This window comes from Vibrio alfacsensis (genome assembly GCF_019670485.1).
Taxonomy (GTDB): Bacteria; Pseudomonadota; Gammaproteobacteria; order Enterobacterales; family Vibrionaceae; genus Vibrio; species Vibrio alfacsensis.
This window is the reverse complement of record NZ_AP024166.1, coordinates 371143-392267: the sequence shown is the minus strand read 5'-3', so window position 1 is coordinate 392267 and position 21125 is coordinate 371143. Positions and strand designations below refer to the sequence as shown.

Sequence of the window (21125 nt, the reverse complement as noted above, 5' to 3'; positions counted from 1 at the left end):
TTCATCGTGGATATTCTTTCCGATCAGGAAATGCTGCGTTACAACCGCCAAATTATCCTGCGTCAATTCGATTTTGAGGGACAAGAAGCCCTTAAGCAGGCTTCAGTGCTCATGTTAGGAGCAGGCGGTTTGGGTTGCGCCTCTAGTCAATATTTGGCAACCGCTGGTATTGGCACGATGACGCTGATTGACGATGATGTGGTGGAGCTATCTAACTTACAGCGCCAAGTACTGCATCACGATGCGGATATTGGCCGTAAGAAAGTCGAGTCTGCTGCCGAGGCGTTGCGCGAGCTTAACCCGCACATCACGGTAGAAACCGTTGCAAAACGTCTGGATGACACCGAGCTGCAAGACTTGATCGAGCAGCATACAATTGTGGTCGATGCCTCTGATAATGTCGACACTCGCAATCAGCTTAACCGTTTGTGCTTTGCGACGAAAACGCCGTTAATCTCCGGCGCAGCCATTCGTATGGAGGGCCAAGTGAGTGTGTTCACGTATGATGACCCAACCCAACCGTGTTACCAATGCTTGAGTGCCCTATTTGGCGACGGTGCACTAAGTTGTGTGGAAGCGGGCGTCATGGCTCCCGTCGTCGGTATTGTCGGAGCGGTACAAGCGATGGAAACCATCAAGGTAATTGCCAATTACGGTCAACCAAAGACAGGCAAAATTCTGATTTTGGATGCCTTGAGTATGTCTTGGCGAGAAATGAATCTGATGAAATTACCAAATTGTCCGGTGTGCAGTCAGTGATTTTTAGCACCGTACATTACATCGTCACGTAACATCGACGTTACTACGATTGGTTTAAAAAATCCCAACCAGCGGCATGAAGTGCCCCCCAATAATTGGCGTCCAACTATTGGGGGTCAGTTCGATGCAGGGATTTTTCAATCACCGAGCCTTTTCTCAATTTGACTTTCAAATTCAAAAAAACACTTTGACAATAAATTAACCGCTTAAAAATCAACAAATAAATAACTGGCACATTCCTTTCATTGCATATTGTTCAAACCAATAAGAGGGCGAACAATGAAAAGGACATCACTCACCTTTGGGCTTATGATCGCGAGCATGAATGTTAATGCAGCGCCATTCGATACATGTCCAAGCAAGGCATACCTATTTCAATCAACCCCAGTGCAAATTTATGGCGTCAACTTGGTAACGGGTTCAACGACCCTATTAGAAGACGATACTGGTTTGGCTTCGGGCATCAATGGCGTAGGTTTTGATTTTGAAGACCGCTATATCTACGGCTATGACACATCAAATAAGAAAATCGTGCGATTAGGGAAAGATTTTCAGGCAGAAACATTGAATGTGTCTGGCTTGCCAAGTGATCACACGTTCTATGTCGGTGACGTATACAATCACGTGTATTACCTTTATCGCAAAGGCAAAGGCCTGTTTTCTATTGACCTTTCTCCGCTAGACGCCAACCCAACTGCCGCACTGTCGATGACAAAAATCAGCAGCAGCGCAAATGTTAATCTGACCGATTTTGCTTTTCATCCCGGAGACGGGTCGCTCTATGGCATCGACAACAATTCCGGTGTTCTATATAGGTTCGACCCAGCAACCGGGAATGCCACCGCGATTGGAGATACAGGGGAAACAGGTACTTTTGGCGCAGGTTACTTTGATGTAAATGGTAACTACTACGTATCCCGTAACCAAGACGGTAAGATCTATCGAATAGATCTATCGGAGAACAACGCGGTGAATATTGCCGAGGGTATTGTTCCTGCGGTGGAGTTTGTTTCTAACGGTCCAAGTTCGAGCCAAAATGATGGTGCGCGTTGTGCAAATGCGCCTGTCATCGACGAAGATGATCCCATTGACTTTGGCGATGCGCCTGACAGCTACAGCACAACACTGAGTTCAAACGGCCCACGTCATGAGGTCGATGGTATCACGTGGCTAGGAACGGTCGCTCCCGATGGTGATTCTGACGGACAAGCAAATGACAACGCTATCGGGACCGCCGATGAAGATGGTATCGGTTTTGTCTCCGCACTGGACCCTGGCTTAAGCTCGATAATTAACGTCACGGCTTCAACCTCTGGCTATTTGTCAGCATGGTTCGACTGGAACCGAGATGGCGACTTTGATGATGACGGTGAGCAAGTGTTTACCGATGAGCCTCTTAATTCTGGAAGCAACCCACTCCCGTTTATTGTTTCTAGCGCCGCAACACAAGGGCCGAGCTGGAGTCGTTTTCGTTTTAGCCAACAAACTGGCTTGAATTATGACGGAGGGTCAACATCTGGTGAGGTAGAGGATCATCCAATAACGATCACAGGTAACGGTTATTCGGTCCAATACTTCCCGAGCGCTGAAGATTACGCCACCGTGGCTTACGAAGATAATTGGCCATACACCGCAGACTACGACATGAATGACGTAGTAGTAAAATTCCAGATCACAGAAACCCAACTCTCAGGCCATACCGAGAATATTCGAATCACCGGAGATCTCGCAGCTTATGGCGCAAGCTACAAAAACGGTTTTGCCATTCGCCTACCGGGAGTAGCCAGAAGCGCCATTGAGAACGGCCTGACCACCTTGTCTTTTAATGGAATTGAACAAGATTCCAACGGATTAGAAAGCATATCAGACGAAGCCATTTTTATTATCAGTGAAGACTTAAGTGCTCATGCGTCGAGCAGCTGCAGTTACTTTAGAACGGAGTCAGGCTGTGATGATAATGTCGCGTTGTCTTTTACATTGAATGTCTACTTCACAGAAGACTCTGATCGCTCCGCTATTCAGGCGATGCCCTACGACCCTTTCATCTTCGCAACACCCGGTACCTACCATGGCGATGGCATCACTTTTCAGCCGGGCCGAAAATGGGAGGTTCATCTCGCAGATCAAGCGCCTACCGAGCAATTTGATGGCCAGAATTTATACGGCGTTGGCGTCGATGCGAGTAATCCTGCTCAGGGCATCTATTTTAAAACAGCAACCAACCTCCCTTGGGCACTTCTCATCGTCGAAGCGTGGGATTGGCCTCTAGAGCGAGTCGACCTCATTGATGCCTACCCCGATTTCCGAATTTGGGCAGAATCAGCAGGTCAGCAAGGCACTGGTTGGCACACAAATCCGACCCCGAATAAATGCTACATTCCTTAAGGAGCTATCATTATGAAAAGACTATTCACAATCATCATGGGATTAGCGCTAACCGCTTGCGGAGGTGGGGACAGTGGTGGAGGTAGTAGCTCTGCGCCAACACCAACCGTTCAAAGTCCGGAACCAGAAAGAATGCAAGACTTAGTTGTGCCTGATGGTTTTAGCTACGACCCTATCGTACAAGGGACCTTAAACGTGAATATCAGCAGTTTCTCTTCACAACGAGCTCATTTGAGTGTGTATAAGGAATATAAGCAAAATAGCTCTGGTGGTTTTAACGCAAATTACACCAGTAGAATCGCTTCTGCCGCACTTAAAGATGGCAAAACTTACATCAATTACACACTCTCAGACAGTCAAGGCGACCTGCTTGTTGAAGTGTGGTTTTATGACGGGACAGAGCCATTGCAAGCCATCATTTCTCCTGAAGAAAAAGAGTGGATATTGTAGAGAGAAGCGGCTTCATCAAAGAAATGATCAAAAATCGCATCGTTTTTTTGAACATGCGATTTTTTACGTTACAACAAACATATTTGTGATTGATAGGAACGTTGAGATGGATAAACCAAAGATCTTTCTTTCTGTCTTTATTGCCGCCATTTTGGTGCTGTTTGTCTGTCTTTTACTCATACCAAAGAGTCATAATGATCATCAGATATCAGCACGCGTCATCAACAACACCCTAACCCAGTCTCTCGATGGTCAAAGACGTTACTTGACGGTCGATATACAAGAAGTAGGGATCATTCGTGTATTAGTCCCCACTTCGATAAACTGTCCTAAAGGCGCTAACGCAATTTTTACCCAACCCTCCCAAACATTAGTGGAACACCCTCTTACATTCGTGAGTTGCAATGAGCCCAAGTAGCATTTTTATAGTAAGTAGCCATTTTATAGATAGCTATATGTTTCCAAACAACCAGATGTTTCCAAAAACTCTATATGTTTACAAACGCTATCTTTCTAAATAGCTATCTTCCAAAATAACCATATACTCGCAAATAACTGTCTATATCTCAGTGGCCTTTGGTGTATATCTAAGTGACTCACGCTCTAATAAGGAAACGTCAGAATGCCTGCATTAATCGATGTAAATGAACTCAAAGAACTTATGGGACAACCTAACCTTAAGATCCTCGATGCGAGTATTACTTTTCAGATCCCATCTGAAAGTGAAAAAATAAAAGATAAATGGATCCCGGGCGCACTGCGATTTGATTATGACAACGATTTTTGTCTACACGACTCACCTCTCCCACACATGATGCCAAAAGAGACCTGTTTCAATGAGAGCGCTAAACAACTCGGGCTCAATAACGACGACCTCATTGTGGTGTACGACAACTCAGGAACATTGGCCGCACCCCGTGCTTGGTGGATGTTTAAAGCCATGGGCCATGAGAATGTAAGGATACTTAACGGTGGATTACCTGCATGGATAGACGCAGGTTTTGATGTGTGTGAACAAATCAGCACTCCGCGTACGTTAGGTGACTTCTCTGGTGTATTGTCTAAATCAGCATTTCTTAACGCGGCATCTGTACTGGACCACGTAAACAACCGAAGTGCGAACATTATTGATGCTCGTTCCAAAGCTCGTTTTCTTGGCCAAGTACCGGAACCGAGACAGGGGCTACGGAGTGGACATATTCCAACGTCACTTTGTTTGCCTTTTCAAGATCTGATTGAAAACAACCAAATCAAATCACCAGAAGCGTTAACGTCTATTGTCGCGTCACTTTCTCTTGATACTGAAAAGACCACCATTTTCAGTTGTGGTTCCGGTGTCACTGCTTGCATTGTATTACTGGCAGCTTATGAAAGTGGTTATCAAAACCTAAGCGTGTATGACGGCTCTTGGACCGAATGGGGTGCTGATACGTCTTTGCCAATTGAGTGTTAGTAATAAAAAATATAGCCGTCGCGCTTGACGACGGCTTTACTTGATACCCAAGTCACCTCAAAATGCTTGGGTATAAGAGTTGTATTCTACTTCTGCATCTCTTTATACATCACTTCCACTAGCTCCCCTTTCGGATCACCAGACAGCTCCCAAGTGAAAATCCCACCTAGGTTTGCTTGTTTTGCCCAATCCGCTTTCGCTTTGATAGAGCGTTGATCTTCAAACGAGATAAACACTTTCTTTTCAGGGTTCCACAAATACGGAGCTTGTGATTGCTCATCATAATTGTATTCATAGCCTTGCTTCGCACTGTAGTTCTTCATCAGATCCCAGAACATAAAGTAGCCGTTTTCACCCGTTCCGAATTGTGCGCCTTGCTCAGAAACCAAATCTTGTGTGGGTAAACCGCCAGCAAAGTCTTTAGTACCTTGCCACCCTCGACCATAAAACGCCGCACCGATCACTAACTTCTCACTTGGAATACCAAGTTCAATCATCTGATTAATGAAAACGTCCGCGCCCATTCCCCACCAACTGCGTTCTGTCGCGTGCAAATTCGTCGTGTGTCCTGTTTGCTGTCCCCACCCCCCCAAGAAGTCATACGTCATGGCAAACATATTCGTTAAGTAAGGTTGCGCGGCTTTCCAATCAATACCCGCCGCTTTTGGACCAACACCCACGGCTGTTGAGAGCTCATACTCACGTTTGGTCTTTTTCGCTAGCGCATCTAAATCACCGCGCATGGTTTTTACTAGATAAGTAAACGCATCACGCTCTAAGGCTTTTTGCTCGTCAGTTAGTTTTGTATCAGGGTTCCAAGGCGAAGTGGTTAAACCTCCACCACCTGGATACTCCCAATCTAAATCAATACCATCAAAGAAGTCGTACTTTGCAATCAACTCTACTGCTGTCTTTGAAAACTGCTCCATCGCTTGCTGATTCTTAGCCATTGCGTGGAAAGGTTCAGACATGGTCCAACCACCAAAAGAGGGTAAGATTTTTAAATCAGGATGCTGCTTTTTAAGTTCGGCAAGTTGAGCAAAGTGCCCTTTATATGGAACATCAACAGAAACAGCGCCAAAGTCTTTTTCAAGTGCCGCTTCCGTATCAACCAAAATCGCTGAATACGGTTCTTTGTCTTTACATTGTTCTGCAACCAACTTTTGTATGGTTTCAGATGCGCCAGTATGAGGCCCGCACATACTTAAAAATGCGTAAATGATATGCGTTAGATTATCCGCAGGGATATCTTTCACGGTGTATGGGTTATCAGCATTTGCGTATTGCCAATCAGCAAAATAGCCTGCTACCACTTTTTGCTCGGCTTGAGCAAAACCAGTTAGTCCCGTAAATAATGCAGTTGCCAGAAGTGCCTTTTTCATGATTCCCTCCAGAGTAGGTTATGAATTAAACCTACTCCTAGGGAATATTTTTAACTTGAAAACGAAATCAAGCTGCGAGTCATTTATAAAATATCATCGCCATGTTGCATTGGTTGCATATTATTTGTGCTAAACCTCTGATGTGCTATTACCATGCATTTGTTCATCTAGGTTGAGGACAGTCAACGCATTGCTGACACTGGTAGCGATTACATCGATGGCCCCCGTTCGTAATGCGCCTAGCAATGCCAATGGCTTGCTATTTTCTGCTGCAATGGCGATAACCTCGGCAATTGGACGAAATTCCTCAATACCTAAACCAATCACTCGATCGCTCATTACTGTGTTTGCCACGTTGCCGTGGATATCAAAGAAATCATAACCAGCAAAGTCTCCAACGACGCCCTGCATCAATCGAGACTGCACGACTTCATCAGGCGTAAACCATCCTAAATCCACCATATAGCTATTTTCACTCATATCACCAATACCAACGAGCGCAACGTCCGCTTTACGTGCCAAATCGAGCGTTTGTTTGACCGTGGCGTTTTGCATAAAAGCAACTTTTTGTTCACGGTTTTCTGCATAGGCCGGCGCATACAAGGTTTCGGACGTGCCGCCATATTTCTTAGCAAACTGTCGGCAAATGTGGTCCGCATTAAACATACCACCACGAGGGTGGATCCCCCCGATACCGCATACAAACTTACAATCACGAGGCGTAATAACGCCGATATGGTGAGCAACAGAGGAGACATTACGTCCTTGCCCAACGGTTACGACCATGCCGTTTTTTAGCGTACTGGTTAGATAATTAGAAACCAACCCAGAAACTTGAAGGCGTTGAGCTTCTTCATTGGGTTGATCTAGCGCCACCAGCGCACGTTTGACACCAAACCGCTCAATAAGGCGCTGTTCAATTTTTGCGCTAAAAACGGGATGGTATTTTACGGTAATTTCAACGATGCCCTCATCCCGAGCTTGCTTAAGCATTCGGCCAACTTTGGCCCGTGAAATTGAGAATTTTTTCGATATCTCTTCCTGTGTCGCTCCGTCTTGATAGTAAGCGACCGAAATCTCGGTCAATAAATCGGTGCTTTCAATGGAAATATCTTGATTAGAACTGCTCATGTGTTTTCTCGCCCTTTCAGAGGATTGGCATTATAAGCTTCGATGCACATCCGCTCATTGACTTAGCATATGTTACACATCAATTTAACCATTACATTTGTTCGATGCAATGACATTTTCTCATTCAGTATTTTACCTAGCTGGCGCTATGGTTAAGCCTTGAGCAATAAGGGCAAACGTTTATTTCGGTCAGTCATTAAACGGACAATAAAAAAACGTTGATGAAGTTCACTATAAGTAACTTTCAGCGATTGACTTTCAAGGTGGATAGGATAAATATGAACTCATCATTTACTCAGCTACCGATCAAATGTTCATAACAAATGTTCGGAGCCAGAATTTTCCGTAGTTGGCTGAGCAGATGTCTTGTTTATTGAAACGAGACGAATGGCCGACGCGCTTGCAAATGCACAAGTTGTGGTATTGAAAGCCACACTTAAGCCCATTTATATAGGATGATCGATTATGAGCAACAAGTTAGAGCAACTTCGTAAACTAACAACGGTAGTAGCAGACACTGGTGAAATTGACGCAATCAAAAAGTACCAACCTGAAGATGCGACAACGAACCCATCTCTTATCCTAAAAGCGGCTCAAATTGAAGAGTATGCACCTCTGATCGACGCTTCTATCGAATACGCAAAAGCGCAAAGCAACGACAAAGCACAACAAGTACAAGACACTTGTGACATGCTTGCAGTAAACATCGGTAAAGAAATCCTAAAAACTATCCCAGGTCGTATCTCTACAGAAGTAGACGCTCGTCTATCTTACGACATGGAAGGCAGCGTAGCGAAAGCACGTCAACTAGTGAAAATGTACAACGATGCAGGCATCACTAACGATCGCATCCTAATCAAACTGGCTTCAACTTGGGAAGGTATTCGCGCTGCTGAAATCCTTGAGAAAGAAGGCATCAACTGTAACCTAACGCTTCTATTCTCATTCGCTCAAGCTCGTGCTTGTGCTGAAGCTGGCGTATTCCTAATTTCTCCATTCGTCGGTCGCATCATGGACTGGTACAAAGCGAAAGAAGGTCGCGACTTCGAAGCTCAAGAAGATCCAGGTGTTATCTCTGTAACTGACATCTACAACTACTACAAAGAGCATGGCTACAACACAGTGGTTATGGGCGCGAGCTTCCGTAACATCGGCGAGATCCTAGAACTTGCTGGCTGTGACCGTCTAACTATCGCTCCAGCTCTTCTTGCTGAGCTAGAAGCAGCAGAAGGCGAAGTTGTAGAGAAGTTGGTTGATTCTAAAGGCTCTAAAGAGCGCCCTGCTCCAATGACTCACGCAGAGTTCCTATGGGAGCACAACCTGGACGCAATGGCTGTTGAGAAAGTTGCTGAAGGTATCCGTAACTTTGCTGTTGACCAAGGCAAACTAGAAGCAATGATCGAAGCTAAGCTTTAATTGCTCAGAATTAAAAAAGGGGGAACGTTTGCGTTCCCCTTTCAATTTCCAATTCCAATATTTAAAGACTGGTAGTTATTATGGACCGCAAAAATCTAGCTAATGCTATTCGTGCACTAAGCATGGACGGTGTACAACAAGCAAACTCTGGCCACCCAGGCGCACCTATGGGTATGGCTGATATCGCTGAAGTACTTTGGCGCTCTCACCTAAACCACAACCCAGCAAACCCTGAGTGGGCTGACCGCGACCGTTTCGTACTGTCTAACGGCCACGGCTCTATGCTGATCTACTCTTTACTACACCTGAGTGGTTACGAGCTGTCGATTGACGATCTTAAGAACTTCCGTCAGCTTCACTCTAAGACTCCTGGTCACCCAGAGTACGGTTACGCACCTGGTATCGAGACAACAACGGGTCCTCTGGGCCAAGGCATCACTAACGCCGTTGGTATGGCGATGGCTGAAAAAGCGCTAGCGGCTCAGTTCAACAAAGAAGGCCACGACATCGTTGACCACTTCACTTACGTGTTCATGGGTGACGGCTGTCTGATGGAAGGCATCTCGCATGAGGCATGTTCTCTTGCGGGTACGCTAGGCCTAGGCAAACTGATCGCATTCTGGGATGACAACGGCATCTCTATCGACGGTCACGTTGAAGGTTGGTTCTCTGACGACACGCCTAAGCGTTTTGAAGCATACGGCTGGCATGTAATTCCAGCGGTAGACGGTCACGATTCTGAAGCGATCAACGCAGCAATCATCGCTGCAAAAGCAGACCCTCGTCCTACGCTTATCTGTACTAAAACTATCATCGGTTTTGGTTCTCCAAATAAATCAGGCTCACACGACTGTCACGGTGCGCCACTAGGTGCTGAAGAAATTGCAGCGACACGTAAACAACTAGGTTGGGAGCACGGTCCTTTTGAAATTCCGCAGGAAATCTACGCAGAATGGTCAGCGATCGAGACAGGCGCAGCTAAGGAAGCTACGTGGGACGAGAAATTTGCAGCTTATGAAGCAGCGTACCCTGAGCTGGCAGCTGAATTCAAACGCCGCGTAAACGGTGACCTACCAGCGGAATGGGAAGCGAAAGCAAACCAAATCATTGCTGATCTTCAAGCAAACCCAGCGAACATCGCATCACGTAAAGCATCTCAAAACGCACTAGAAGCGTTTGGTCAAATGCTTCCAGAATTCATGGGCGGCTCTGCTGACCTAGCGCCTTCTAACCTAACTATGTGGTCTGGTTCTAAGTCTCTAGAAACAAGCGACTTCTCTGGTAACTACATCCACTACGGTGTACGTGAATTCGGTATGACAGCGATCATGAACGGTATCGCACTACACGGCGGTTTTGTTCCTTACGGCGCAACATTCCTAATGTTCATGGAATACGCACGTAACGCGATGCGTATGGCTGCTCTGATGAAAATTCAGAACATCCAAGTTTACACGCACGACTCTATCGGTCTTGGCGAAGATGGTCCAACTCACCAACCCGTTGAGCAAATCGCTTCTCTACGTTTGACTCCAAACATGAGCACATGGCGCCCATGTGACCAAGTTGAGTCTGCAGTTTCATGGAAGCTTGCGATTGAACGTAAAGATGGCCCATCGGCACTTATCTTCTCTCGTCAAAACCTAGCACAACAAGAGCGTACTGCAGCGCAAGTTGCAGACATCGCAAAAGGTGGCTACATCTTAAAAGACAGCGACGGCAAGCCTGAGCTAATTCTAATCGCAACGGGTTCTGAAGTTGAGCTAGCAGTGAAAGCGGCTGAGCAACTAACCGCTGAAGGTAAGAAAGTACGCGTTGTTTCAATGCCATCAACAGATGCATTTGACAAGCAAGACGCCGCTTACCGTGAATCAGTACTGCCATCAGACGTAACAGCACGTATCGCGGTAGAAGCTGGCATTGCAGACTTCTGGTACAAGTACGTTGGTTTCGACGGTCGTATCATCGGTATGACAACATTCGGTGAATCTGCACCAGCTGAGCAACTGTTCGAAATGTTTGGTTTCACTTTAGAAAACGTAGTGAACACAGCCAAAGAGCTGCTCGCTTAATCGCTTAGTATTATCAGTTTTCTCTATTGCGAATTAGAAAACTGAAAAGCCCCGCTCTCATCGGCGGGGCTTTGTTTTATCTGTCGTTTTTAACAGGGATTCCCAATACTAATCTGAATCACTTCTCTTCAAACTGATTCGCTAGTCGATGAAAGTTTCGCACTTGCTGCTTAAGTAATTCACTGCTTTGCTCGACAGAATGCGTTGCCGCAAGGTTCTCTTCGGCAGTAGAAGCAATTGAATGGATATATTGACTCACATCACCGGAGAGTTGGCGCTGCTTGCGGGCTGAATCAGCGACATTCACCATAAGATCACTCATAGCTTGCATCATATTCTCAACCTCAAACAAACGCTGCGCACTTTGTTCTGCAACTTGTGAACACGTGTCCGTTTGTTTTTTATTTGCGATGATGTCTTTCTGCCACATTTGTATGGCTGTTAGCATCGCATCAATAGAAGTCTGGATCTGTTCGGTAACGCTAGAAGTTCGGCCAGACAATGCCCGGACTTCATCAGCAACTACAGCAAACCCACGGCCTTGTTCACCCGCTCTCGCCGCTTCTATCGCTGCATTCAATGCTAATAAATTAGTTTGTGCCGCGATACCATCAATTTCTTCCATTAGCTGACCAACTTGCTGGGCTTGGTCACTCAATTGATAAGTGGTCACTTGCGCTTTTTCAGCTTGCTCACTCAATTGTGCGAGATTACTGTGCGTCTGATCCATCGTCTTTTTCGCTACCAGACAGGATTTCATTGTTTCGTCAATCAATTGATGAGCATCATCTGTACTTGCCGACACTTCATTCGCTGAAGATTCCATCGACTCTGCAGCGTCTCTAACCTGATGTATATCCTTATTCTGTTGAGTCAACGCTGAGGATACTTCAGCCGTAGTGCTGCTCAGCTCATCGGCACAAACTTGCAATGGTATGACAGAATCCGTCATTCGACCTAAAACCGTTCGAATTCGAGCAGACAGCATTTTTATATGAAAGTCTGCAATTGAAAAGCGCTTGCTTCCTGAGTAAATGACACGACTTACGCTATCATAATTTTGTTGTAGTTTTTGGAACTCTCGGGGGGTTGTTACCAGCTCTTGACGAAACAACAATGCTAATATACTGGCTGGCAGCACGCTTGCCACCCACGCCAGTGGCCCGCCTAGTGATAATGCTATGGAAATAACCGGAGACAGGACGGCGACCACAAGAGCAATATATCGCAGAGTATTGTTTGAGTTAAAAGACCATTTCTTCCCTGAATGCTCTTGTTTTTTCAAACTCTGATATGTAACCGTAGCAATATCCACCCATTCACGCTTTGGCTTCACTCTCACTGATTGATAGCCGATTATCTTACTATCATCATATATCGGAGTAACATAAGCATCGACCCAATAATACCCACCGGATTTAGTTCTGTTTTTAACCAACCCGCGCCACGCTTTACCTTGCTTTAACTTTGACCACATATCAACAAATGCCTCTTTTGGCATGTCACTATGACGCACGATATTATGGTTCTGTCCCATCAATTCTTGTGAGGAGTATTCTGCAATACGACAAAATGTTTCATTACAATAAGTAATGACCCCATTGAGATTTGTCGTTGTCACAAGCTGATCTTTTTCACCGACCAGCACTTCTTGAGCTAGATTTGAAATTTTCGCTGACATTGAAATGACTTCTATTTGTTATTAGTTATCATGACATTATATGCACAATTAGCTGCGCAATTACAAATCAACAAACAAATATGACAATTAATGTAACAATTTAAGCACTATTCATTTAATATTACTCAGCGCTAGTGCTAGATCTTTCCAACTTACCATAAACAATAAGCTCTACACGAAACTAAACCCTAAGTAAAAAACAGCTAAGCGTACTTAAAAAGTCAGCAATCTATCTTCTTTCTCTCTATAAGACTCAACGTGCACCGTAAGGTACAGACAATAAAAAAGCCAACAAAGTGTTGGCTTAGTGAAAAACTGTCAGCGCAATTAAGAACGAGACGCTTGAGTATCCAAGTTTCTTGAGTATCTATGTTTCTTGAGTATCTAAGCTTAATAGCCAACTTGCTTTAATAGCTATCTTGCGCGACGAGCTTTAATTGCTTCGGATAGTTGACGAAGAACCGTTTCAGTGTCATCCCAACCGATACAAGCATCGGTAATTGATTGACCGTAGTTTGCAACTTTACCATCCACTAAGTCTTGGCGCCCCTCCACAAGGTGAGATTCAATCATTACACCAAAAATCGCACTTTCGCCTGCAGCAATCTGTTCAGACACATCATCAGAAACTAGCATTTGACGCTTAAACTGTTTTGAACTGTTCGCATGACTAAAGTCAATCATCACCTTCTTCGGTAGACCTGCTGCATCCAACTCATCTTTGATTTGAGCAACGTGAGCAGCACTGTAGTTTGGTTCCTTACCGCCACGGAGAATGATATGACAATCTGGGTTACCCGCTGTTTCTACAATTGCTGAATGGCCATATTTCGTCACTGACAAGAAGTGGTGAGAGGCACTTGCCGAACGAATTGCATCACTCGCTATTTTAATGTTGCCATCGGTTCCGTTTTTAAATCCTACCGGACAAGAGAGACCTGAAGCGAGTTCACGGTGAACTTGAGACTCGGTCGTACGCGCGCCAATTGCACCCCAGCTAATCAAATCTGCGACGTATTGAGGCGTGATCATATCAAGGAATTCACTTGCCGTTGGTAAACCCAAATCCGTTAGATCAAGCAAGAGCTTTCTGCCAATCCTAAGACCATCATTTAACTTAAACGTGTCATTAAGATATGGGTCATTAATCAGCCCTTTCCACCCTACAGTTGTACGTGGCTTTTCAAAGTAGACGCGCATCACTATTTCTAGTTGATCCGATAATTCGTCACGCAGCACTTTCAGTTTCTTACCGTACTCAACCGCAGCTTCAGGATCATGAATCGAACACGGCCCGACGATCACAAGCAAACGGTCATCCTTGTCTTCTAAAATGTTGTGTATCGCATTTCTGCATTCAAAAGTGGTAGAAGAAGCAGTCTCTGTTGCAGGAAACTTTTCTAAAACGGCAACGGGCGGCAATAATTCTTTTACTTTATTAATTCTTACATCATCAGTTTGAAACATTACTTCTACTTCCTAGTTACTATCCTTGGTCCAGTATTTTTACCCAACCTGGCTTTGTGCAATAAATATCACATCAACATGCTTTAAAAAGGTCTCTGGACTTGTATTTTTGAGTCGATTTAAACAAGTTATCGAGTTACTCCAAGAGTTGCAATCACTTTTCATGAAAAAATGCAAACTTAAGCACAACGTTTAAAATAAAATACGTCGTAAAGCAAACTTTACGATAAAAAGTTCAAAATAATCATGTATTTTCTTATAAATCTTAAAATGTTGTCTACAATGTAAGAAATATCAGAAGTTTGTAGGGGAGAGTGTGACTAAAAGTGTAGCAAAATCTACGATATTGTTGCTTGATGTTAAATTAAATGACTATTAAACTAATTTCTTATAACTACTTAGTTTTACTCCATTTGTAAAATAAAAGTAGAAGTTAATATGCAATCAGTACAAGGAAACATTATGAAAAAAGTGGCAATTGCAATAGCAGCGGTGGTAGCTGGTGGTAGCGCATTTATGAACACTGCTTCGGCAGAATGGTACATCGGGGGCAAAGTTGGTATGACTACGCTAGATGACGCTTGTTATCTAAATAGCCCTTGTGATGATGATGCGTTTGGTGCTGGCCTACACGTCGGTTACGACTTCACCGATATTATTGGATTAGAATATGGTGTTGATTGGCTAGGTAGTTACGAAGGTAACTTTAAATCAGGTAACGCGGCTAAGACTATTGACGGCGACCTGACCGCTATTACTCTTGCACCTAAATTCAACTGGCACCTAAATGATACGTGGAATCTATTCGCGAAAATCGGTGGTGCATACATGATTTCTGGTGACGAGAAAGACATTGTACCTACTGGCTCTATCGGTGCGGAATACGAGATCGATCGTAACTGGAGCGTACGTGCAGAATACCAACGCTACCAAGATATGTCTGATGATATCTGGAAAGATATGGATGCTAACTTCTTCGGTATTGGCTTTAACTACAAGTTCGCGGCAGCACCTGTTGTAGCAGCAGTAGTAACAGAAGAAGTGGTTGAAGAACCAGTTATGATGACCAAAACTCATAAAGAAGAGTACGGTACAGGTACTTTCGAGTTCGACAGTGCTAAGTTGACTGAATCTGTTTCTGGTCGTCTAGATAACTTCGTTAACTTCTTGAATGAATATCCACAAGCTCAAGTTGAAGTGACGGGTTACACAGATAGCTCTGGTCCTGCAGCATACAACCAAAAACTGTCTGAGCGTCGTGCTCAATCTGTTGCTGATTACCTAATCGCAGCTGGTATCGATGCGAATCGCTTCACAGTTAAAGGCATGGGTGAAGAAAATCCAATTGCTGACAACAGCACACACGAAGGTCGCGAGAAGAACCGCCGTGTAGAAGTTGTTGTTCCTGAGTTCCAATACGAAGAACTAGTGCAGCCATAAGATATTGTTATCTTATAACCTCATATTAAAGGGATGCGATGGCATCCCTTTTTATTGTCCTTTCGACTTCTACTTGATAACAATCGTGGCAAAGAACTGCCCATACTCGCTTGTTATCATTCTCGACGACCTCGTTTTCAAATTTTGATTGGGTTTCTAAATTCTGATTGATAAGCACGGCTAAAGTTATCTTTTTTGCTTATCTGCAAGATCTCGGATAGCTATAGTTAAGCGGTGACTCTTAACCACCGTCACTCTTGCAATCATCCTACTCTTTCCGTGAGCGACAAATCATTAGGCAAATTGTTCCTGAAGCACACTTAGGCTTATTCTCTCCTCTGCTATATGTTCCATACCTGTATTCCATAGCTAAATAAAATACCGTCCACTGATCTGATATAGTTTTAACTATAAAAGATCAGCGGACGGCATTTTGAGTAAGCAAGAATAATCAGTTCGCTATTTGAATTACCCTTAATTCGTTAGAAAAACACCTACATGGTGGTCGACCAATAGCGCGACGAACAACACAAGCAATTGATAAATTGAGAACTTGAACGTTTCCATTGCGCTGTTCGGTTCGGGAGAAAATTTGAGCTTCCAAGCGTGATACATGAAACCGGCATTCAACAACAGAGAAGAAAACAAGTAAATGGAACCAACCATACCCACTAACACGGGTAACATACAGACGATCGTTAACAAAATCGTATAAAGAAGAATCGAAGTCTTTGTGTACTCAATACCATGAGTGACAGGCAACATGGGTATATCCACTTTTCTATAGTCATCCACTCGGTGAATAGCCAATGCCCAAAAATGGGGCGGAGTCCAAATGAAGATTATCATTACCAGCAGCCATGCGTTGGCATGCAATTCTCCCGTCACAGCGGTCCACCCTAAGAGAGGAGGCATCGCTCCTGCAATGCCAGCGATAACAATATTTTGTGGTGTCGCACGCTTAAGGTACATTGTGTAAACCACAGCGTAGCCGAGCAGACTAAAAAATGTTAACCAAGCCGTTATCGCATTGACCCACCAATAAAGAAGAACAAAGCCTATTGCTCCTAAAGCGGTAGCAAACCAAGCAACAGACTTTGGATTTGTGTCACCTGAAGGCAATGGGCGTTTATGAGTACGAGCCATTCGTGCGTCAATTCTTCTATCAATCAGGTGGTTAAACGCGGCAGCAGATCCAGCCATCAAACCAATCCCAACTAGACCGATTATGGCTTTCCCCCAAGGGAATGCGTCGACAGGTGCTAAGCTCATCCCGACGATCGCGGTAATCAGCATTAGCGCCACTACTTTAGGCTTAGTCAGTTTTAAATAAATGGCGCCAATTTTCTTTCGGTTTTCTAACGGTAGTGCAATTTCTTTATTCATAGCGAACTCCTTTCGCTTGATGACGCCAACGAGTTCTACCCTGCCACAGATAAAACTGACTTACGCAAATGAGGGTGAGCATAATAGCTGCGCCTAAGTTATGCGCCACAGCAACATAAATTGGCAAATGAAAAACAACGTTGCTAACTCCCAGAAAAATCTGACAAATCAACGCTAAGCCAATCCATATTCCGAGTCGTTGCGAATAATGTGAGTCTTGCTTGAGTAAAAGAACGCAGTAGACCAGAACAATGGTCGCCGTAATCATGGCACCAATGCGGTGAGTGACATGAATTGTCATTCGAGCCGGGTAATCCAACACGCCAAACTCATAATTATCGAAACCAGATTGCCAAAATGAAAAGGCCGCTTTCCAAGACAAGTAGCTTGTCCAATCCCCTTCACAGATGGGTAAAGCGGTACACATCAACGCTGCATAATTTGAAGATGTCCAGCCGCCAAGTAATACTTGTGCTAACACCACACAGAATGTGATTAAAGAAAACAGCCGAACTGACTTAGTAGAGGGTGAGAAATAAAGGCTATTTTGAGATTTCAATTGACAGTAAAAGACCGCCTGCAGAACCAACAGCGTAAAACCGCCGAGTAAATGCAACATAACGATGACCGGCATTAGCTTTAATGTCACTGTCCACATCCCAAGAGCCGCTTGCCCAATAACAAGTAAGCAAAGCAGAATAGGTATCGTCGCGTCTACTCGCTCAGATTTGGTAGCCGAAATCGCCATTATTAAGATAACAATGCCTAGTGAGCCCGCAAAATAACGGTGTATCATCTCTAGCCACGCTTTGTCTTGCTCAACGGCCCGCTCTGGGAACAAAGTATTCGCTTTAGATATCTCCGCTTCTGTTTGAGGTACGAGTAACTGACCATAACAGCCCGGCCAATCTGGACATCCTAATCCCGCATCTGCCAGTCGAGTGTAAGCACCCAACATTATTACGACTAGCGTAAGGCACAGACTAAATTGAACTAAACGAGTTAACGACATATTCCCCCCTAGCCCACGCGTGATAACTTAAGTAACTTACGTAAATCGGCTAACACATCTTTACTCAGCTTCACCAAATCCTCGTTAGCATCGGGGGTGTAAGACATAACCAACTGCCCTAACGGATCAACAATCAACAACTGTCCGGCTTTCACTTTTGTGGAGAGCGAACGATTCATTTGCATCACCGTCATCGGAGCTTCAATAGTGCCTGTCTCTTGTGATGTCCATATAACCGGAACAACGCGCTCTTGGTATTTACCCAATGCGACGTGACTTTGTTGCATAAGGTGAAGTTGCTGCTGACACTGTGTTTCACAAGCTGATGGCAGCACATACGCAAGTTGCCAACCTCGCTGATTCAGCGGAGATGGCTGACCAAGTTGCTTTAACGTGATGTAAGGCTCTATCAATTCGCCTCTATTTGTTACACCCGTTTCATACCAACCTTGGCTAAGAACAAGTTTTGCGACGATCGCAGGAAAGGCAAATAAACCGATCAATGCAATCAAAACTAACCGGCCTTTCGTTACTGAAGACGTCATAAATCACCTCCATGTGATTGTTCACTTCGTATCCATCGAACAAAAATTAAGAGTGTAATCAATAGAAAAACGCTCGCCATAGCAAACCATTGCACCGCATAGCCAAAGTGCTTTTCACTGGTCAAAGGCAGTGGATTCCAAGGAAATGAATATGGCCAAGCTTTCAAATTATCAGGCTGTAAAACGGTTGGCATCAGCTCTATATTTAATAGCTGACTCAATTGGTTCACATTAAGGTTTTGAATACGAATTGGATTACCCATCTCCGCCATGAGATCGGTACTTAGAGGGTTGGTCGATTTACGATACAAACGCCCGGTGATGGTTTGCGGTATTTTTAGCGTTTCAATAGTTGGAAGTTCTGAACGATTACTCTTCCCCTCAACAAACCCCAATTCAAGCAAGGTCAGTGTCGTCGGCTCTTGAAGCAAAGAAACCACTTGAAAAGCCAAGTAACCAACCTTTCCTTTATATGTTTGATTGTCTAGCAAAAGAACAGCAATGGGTTCAGGTACGACTTCCGTTTTGACCTTGACTCCATTCACACTTTCTTCTCGCCAATCATTTTGCTCTAACACGGCTGATATTGACTGATAAGGCGCATCCTCTCTTGCCAACATAGCCTGTTCCAATTTCTGTTTTTCATTGCCCCGCTCTAATTGCCACAGGCCCAGTTTGACCAAAAGAGAAAACACAGCCACAGTTAAACCGACGGCTAACCAAAGCCATTTCGAAAATAATAACGATGACATCGGAGGTACCATGTCCACCGTATTTCTATTCAAGTTGACACTTGTTCTTTTGCTGCTTTTCATCATATTCAACCTCGCAAAAGCACTTATCGAAATGGTCAAAGAAGATCCAGAACACTCGAAAAGAAAAGGAAAGCCAATGAGCCACTACTTGGGTCGCAGAGTGATGTTTTCTGCCCTAGTGGTTTTACTCCTACTCATCGCACTCGCTAGCGGTTGGATTGCCCCTAACCCTCGGCCTTATTAGTGTTTGCGGAAGTCACAGCACATAAACAAACACAAACAAGCACAACCACACCACGTCGACAAAATGCCAATACCAACTGCCCGCTTGAAATGCGAAATGATTCTTCGGAGAGAAATGGTCTTTGGCGATTCTAAACAGCAACACAATTAAAAAAATCGTTCCTAAGCACACATGCAAACCATGGAATCCAGTGAGCATAAAGAACGTATTTCCATAGATACCGGACTGCAATGTAAGTCCCATATCTTGATATGCATGGGAGTACTCTACCGCTTGGTAGTAAAGAAAGAAGCCAGCCAAGACGATGGTAATTTCTAACCAGACAATTAGTGCCGTTCGTTTATCTTGCTCTAAGCTAACATGCGCCATGTGTAACGTTATCGATGATAATAGCAACAAAATCGTATTTGTTAGTGGGATTCCTTGCCAAGGCATCGCTTGAGTTGTATCACCGCCAGGAGTAGTAGTAAGCGGCCAAATGGCTTCAAAACTTGGCCATAACACCTCATGCGTCATTAGGTTGTTATCCGCACCACCTAACCACGGCACTGATAACATTCTTGCGTAGAACAGCGCGCCAAAAAACGCGCCAAAAAACATCACTTCAGAAAAGATGAACCAACTCATCCCTTGTTTAAACGAACGAGTAATTTGAGCGCTGTATTTTCCCGTTAGCGACTCGGTAATCACATTGCTAAACCAACCAGCTAACATATAGAGTAGAAACAACATACCAACAGCTAAAATAATGCCCCCAACAGTCCCTACCTCGCTTTCACTTTGGGTTCCTTGTACCGTCATTCCAGCGCCAACGGCCACGAGAAATAACGCAAATGCGCCTACGATTGGCCAACTACTTTGGGCAGGAACATAATAAGTGTCAGGTTTGTTACTCATGAGTTCTCTCCTTATAGACGCGCTTTTTCCAGGCGTGCTTTGGCCTGCGGCTCTGTGTTCTGTGTCTCACTCCTTGAGAGGCTAACAACCGACGACTCGCCTGATTGAGGCGGAAATTTGTAGAGTGTGTAAGACAAGGTCAACGTATGAATGGAATCAGGTACATCTGGTTCAATATAGAAGATCAAGGGCATACTCGCTTGTTGCTTACCCTCTAATGGTTGTTGGTTAAAGCAAAAACACTCAATTTTGTTGAAGTACGCCGCCCCCGTACCCGGCGACACAGATGGTACAGCTTGCCCTATCAAGTCTTCACCACTTTGATTAAAAGCAAGATATTCAGTTTGAATCACTTCGCCAGGGTGAACATCCATAAAAACGACTTTTGGTTTGAATTCCCAAGGCATGTCTGGACTTACGTGTGCCATAAATTCCACACGAATCGTTCGTGATACATCAGCCTGCATTCCTGCAGGTTGGATCGCAGCCACATCACTGGTTTTACCGTTAATGCCCAGTGCATCGCACATGATGTCGTAAAGGGGCACAAGCGCAAAGCCAAAACCGAACATCAGTGCTGTCGCTAACAGCAACTTAAGCGTGAGTTTCTTATTGGATGATTTACTTTGCATATCACTCACCTCACCCTT

The 21125-nt window shown here is 44.4% G+C and carries 19 protein-coding genes; 9 read left to right on the top strand and 10 right to left on the bottom strand.

What is annotated here, in order from left to right:
- The first annotated feature begins 6 nt into the window (after window positions 1-6).
- The 5 genes from moeB (at window position 7) to VA249_RS16355 (ending at window position 5047) form a co-directional block, all read left to right on the top strand.
- Window positions 7-759: a molybdopterin-synthase adenylyltransferase MoeB gene (moeB, locus tag VA249_RS16375; protein WP_221071670.1), complete on the top strand. Its 753-nt coding sequence runs from the start codon at window positions 7-9 to the stop codon at window positions 757-759.
- Window positions 760-1038: 279 nt separating this feature from the next.
- A complete protein-coding gene (locus VA249_RS16370) occupies window positions 1039-3144 on the top strand; it encodes an LruC domain-containing protein (RefSeq protein WP_221071666.1) in 2106 nt (701 codons plus the stop codon).
- 12 nt (window positions 3145-3156) lie between these two features.
- Window positions 3157-3594 (top strand): hypothetical protein, encoded by a 438-nt coding sequence (locus VA249_RS16365; RefSeq protein ID WP_221071665.1) that lies wholly within the window; start codon window positions 3157-3159, stop codon window positions 3592-3594.
- A 106-nt stretch (window positions 3595-3700) separates the two neighbouring features.
- Complete coding sequence (locus VA249_RS16360; RefSeq protein ID WP_221071664.1) at window positions 3701-4012, top strand: hypothetical protein; 312 nt, start codon at window positions 3701-3703, stop codon at window positions 4010-4012.
- 204 nt (window positions 4013-4216) lie between these two features.
- Window positions 4217-5047 carry a sulfurtransferase gene (locus VA249_RS16355; protein WP_221071662.1) on the top strand — a complete coding sequence of 277 codons (831 nt, stop codon included), beginning with the start codon at window positions 4217-4219 and terminating at the stop codon, window positions 5045-5047.
- Window positions 5048-5133: 86 nt separating this feature from the next.
- Here VA249_RS16355 and VA249_RS16350 read toward each other — a convergent pair whose 3' ends face one another.
- A complete protein-coding gene (locus VA249_RS16350; protein ID WP_221071660.1) occupies window positions 5134-6429 on the bottom strand; it encodes a glycoside hydrolase family 18 protein in 1296 nt (431 codons plus the stop codon).
- A 129-nt stretch (window positions 6430-6558) separates the two neighbouring features.
- Window positions 6559-7560 (bottom strand): sugar-binding transcriptional regulator, encoded by a 1002-nt coding sequence (locus VA249_RS16345; protein ID WP_221071657.1) that lies wholly within the window; start codon window positions 7558-7560, stop codon window positions 6559-6561.
- 465 nt (window positions 7561-8025) lie between these two features.
- Between VA249_RS16345 and tal the strand changes: the two genes are divergently transcribed.
- Window positions 8026-8976: a transaldolase gene (tal, locus tag VA249_RS16340; protein ID WP_221071655.1), complete on the top strand. Its 951-nt coding sequence runs from the start codon at window positions 8026-8028 to the stop codon at window positions 8974-8976.
- Between the two features lie 80 nt (window positions 8977-9056).
- The gene (tkt, locus tag VA249_RS16335; protein ID WP_221071653.1) at window positions 9057-11048 is read left to right on the top strand and encodes a transketolase; all 1992 of its coding nucleotides are present in this window, start codon (window positions 9057-9059) and stop codon (window positions 11046-11048) included.
- A gap of 118 nt (window positions 11049-11166) precedes the next feature.
- Here tkt and VA249_RS16330 read toward each other — a convergent pair whose 3' ends face one another.
- Together VA249_RS16330 and aroG are read right to left on the bottom strand one after the other, a co-directional pair.
- Complete coding sequence (locus tag VA249_RS16330) at window positions 11167-12729, bottom strand: methyl-accepting chemotaxis protein (RefSeq protein ID WP_221071652.1); 1563 nt, start codon at window positions 12727-12729, stop codon at window positions 11167-11169.
- Window positions 12730-13143: 414 nt separating this feature from the next.
- Window positions 13144-14196, bottom strand: coding sequence for a 3-deoxy-7-phosphoheptulonate synthase AroG (aroG, locus tag VA249_RS16325; protein WP_221071649.1), 1053 nt, complete (start codon window positions 14194-14196; stop codon window positions 13144-13146).
- Window positions 14197-14658: 462 nt separating this feature from the next.
- Between aroG and VA249_RS16320 the strand changes: the two genes are divergently transcribed.
- The gene (locus tag VA249_RS16320) at window positions 14659-15636 is read left to right on the top strand and encodes an OmpA family protein (RefSeq protein ID WP_221071648.1); all 978 of its coding nucleotides are present in this window, start codon (window positions 14659-14661) and stop codon (window positions 15634-15636) included.
- A gap of 474 nt (window positions 15637-16110) precedes the next feature.
- Here VA249_RS16320 and cyoE read toward each other — a convergent pair whose 3' ends face one another.
- From cyoE to VA249_RS16300, 4 genes are read right to left on the bottom strand one after another with little or no spacing between them, the layout of a single operon-like run.
- On the bottom strand, window positions 16111-17022 hold the full coding sequence (gene cyoE, locus VA249_RS16315) for a heme o synthase (RefSeq protein WP_221071646.1): 912 nt from the start codon (window positions 17020-17022) through the stop codon (window positions 16111-16113).
- The gene (locus VA249_RS16310) at window positions 17015-18034 is read right to left on the bottom strand and encodes a COX15/CtaA family protein (protein ID WP_221071644.1); all 1020 of its coding nucleotides are present in this window, start codon (window positions 18032-18034) and stop codon (window positions 17015-17017) included. The genes cyoE and VA249_RS16310 overlap by 8 nt, the downstream gene beginning before the upstream one ends.
- A gap of 8 nt (window positions 18035-18042) precedes the next feature.
- Complete coding sequence (locus VA249_RS16305; RefSeq protein WP_221071641.1) at window positions 18043-18579, bottom strand: cytochrome oxidase biogenesis cluster protein; 537 nt, start codon at window positions 18577-18579, stop codon at window positions 18043-18045.
- The gene (locus VA249_RS16300; protein WP_221072198.1) at window positions 18576-19343 is read right to left on the bottom strand and encodes an SURF1 family protein; all 768 of its coding nucleotides are present in this window, start codon (window positions 19341-19343) and stop codon (window positions 18576-18578) included. Before VA249_RS16300 ends, VA249_RS16305 begins: the two co-directional genes overlap by 4 nt.
- Here VA249_RS16300 and VA249_RS16295 point away from each other — a divergent pair.
- Window positions 19342-19578: a DUF2909 family protein gene (locus VA249_RS16295; RefSeq protein ID WP_221071640.1), complete on the top strand. Its 237-nt coding sequence runs from the start codon at window positions 19342-19344 to the stop codon at window positions 19576-19578. The genes VA249_RS16300 and VA249_RS16295 overlap by 2 nt on opposite strands.
- 12 nt (window positions 19579-19590) lie before the next feature.
- Here VA249_RS16295 and VA249_RS16290 read toward each other — a convergent pair whose 3' ends face one another.
- Both VA249_RS16290 and VA249_RS16285 read right to left on the bottom strand, forming a co-directional pair.
- Window positions 19591-20475, bottom strand: coding sequence for a cytochrome c oxidase subunit 3 (locus VA249_RS16290; protein WP_221071637.1), 885 nt, complete (start codon window positions 20473-20475; stop codon window positions 19591-19593).
- Window positions 20476-20486: 11 nt separating this feature from the next.
- A complete protein-coding gene (locus tag VA249_RS16285; protein WP_221071635.1) occupies window positions 20487-21107 on the bottom strand; it encodes a cytochrome c oxidase assembly protein in 621 nt (206 codons plus the stop codon).
- Between the last annotated feature and the right edge of the window lie 18 nt (window positions 21108-21125).

What these genes read in the sequence shown, in the direction of transcription:
- VA249_RS16350 (WP_221071660.1), bottom strand. Translation starts at nt 6,429, where the DNA reads ATGAAAAAGGCACTTCTGGCAACTGCATTATTTACGGGACTAACTGGT.
- VA249_RS16355 (WP_221071662.1), top strand. Translation starts at nt 4,217, where the DNA reads ATGCCTGCATTAATCGATGTAAATGAACTCAAAGAACTTATGGGACAA.
- VA249_RS16290 (WP_221071637.1), bottom strand. Translation starts at nt 20,475, where the DNA reads ATGAGTAACAAACCTGACACTTATTATGTTCCTGCCCAAAGTAGTTGG.
- VA249_RS16330 (WP_221071652.1), bottom strand. Translation starts at nt 12,729, where the DNA reads ATGTCAGCGAAAATTTCAAATCTAGCTCAAGAAGTGCTGGTCGGTGAA.
- aroG (WP_221071649.1), bottom strand. Translation starts at nt 14,196, where the DNA reads ATGTTTCAAACTGATGATGTAAGAATTAATAAAGTAAAAGAATTATTG.
- VA249_RS16345 (WP_221071657.1), bottom strand. Translation starts at nt 7,560, where the DNA reads ATGAGCAGTTCTAATCAAGATATTTCCATTGAAAGCACCGATTTATTG.
- VA249_RS16320 (WP_221071648.1), top strand. Translation starts at nt 14,659, where the DNA reads ATGAAAAAAGTGGCAATTGCAATAGCAGCGGTGGTAGCTGGTGGTAGC.
- VA249_RS16310 (WP_221071644.1), bottom strand. Translation starts at nt 18,034, where the DNA reads ATGTCGTTAACTCGTTTAGTTCAATTTAGTCTGTGCCTTACGCTAGTC.
- tkt (WP_221071653.1), top strand. Translation starts at nt 9,057, where the DNA reads ATGGACCGCAAAAATCTAGCTAATGCTATTCGTGCACTAAGCATGGAC.
- VA249_RS16305 (WP_221071641.1), bottom strand. Translation starts at nt 18,579, where the DNA reads ATGACGTCTTCAGTAACGAAAGGCCGGTTAGTTTTGATTGCATTGATC.
- VA249_RS16365 (WP_221071665.1), top strand. Translation starts at nt 3,157, where the DNA reads ATGAAAAGACTATTCACAATCATCATGGGATTAGCGCTAACCGCTTGC.
- cyoE (WP_221071646.1), bottom strand. Translation starts at nt 17,022, where the DNA reads ATGAATAAAGAAATTGCACTACCGTTAGAAAACCGAAAGAAAATTGGC.
- VA249_RS16360 (WP_221071664.1), top strand. Translation starts at nt 3,701, where the DNA reads ATGGATAAACCAAAGATCTTTCTTTCTGTCTTTATTGCCGCCATTTTG.
- VA249_RS16285 (WP_221071635.1), bottom strand. Translation starts at nt 21,107, where the DNA reads ATGCAAAGTAAATCATCCAATAAGAAACTCACGCTTAAGTTGCTGTTA.
- VA249_RS16370 (WP_221071666.1), top strand. Translation starts at nt 1,039, where the DNA reads ATGAAAAGGACATCACTCACCTTTGGGCTTATGATCGCGAGCATGAAT.
- VA249_RS16295 (WP_221071640.1), top strand. Translation starts at nt 19,342, where the DNA reads ATGTCCACCGTATTTCTATTCAAGTTGACACTTGTTCTTTTGCTGCTT.
- VA249_RS16300 (WP_221072198.1), bottom strand. Translation starts at nt 19,343, where the DNA reads ATGGTACCTCCGATGTCATCGTTATTATTTTCGAAATGGCTTTGGTTA.
- tal (WP_221071655.1), top strand. Translation starts at nt 8,026, where the DNA reads ATGAGCAACAAGTTAGAGCAACTTCGTAAACTAACAACGGTAGTAGCA.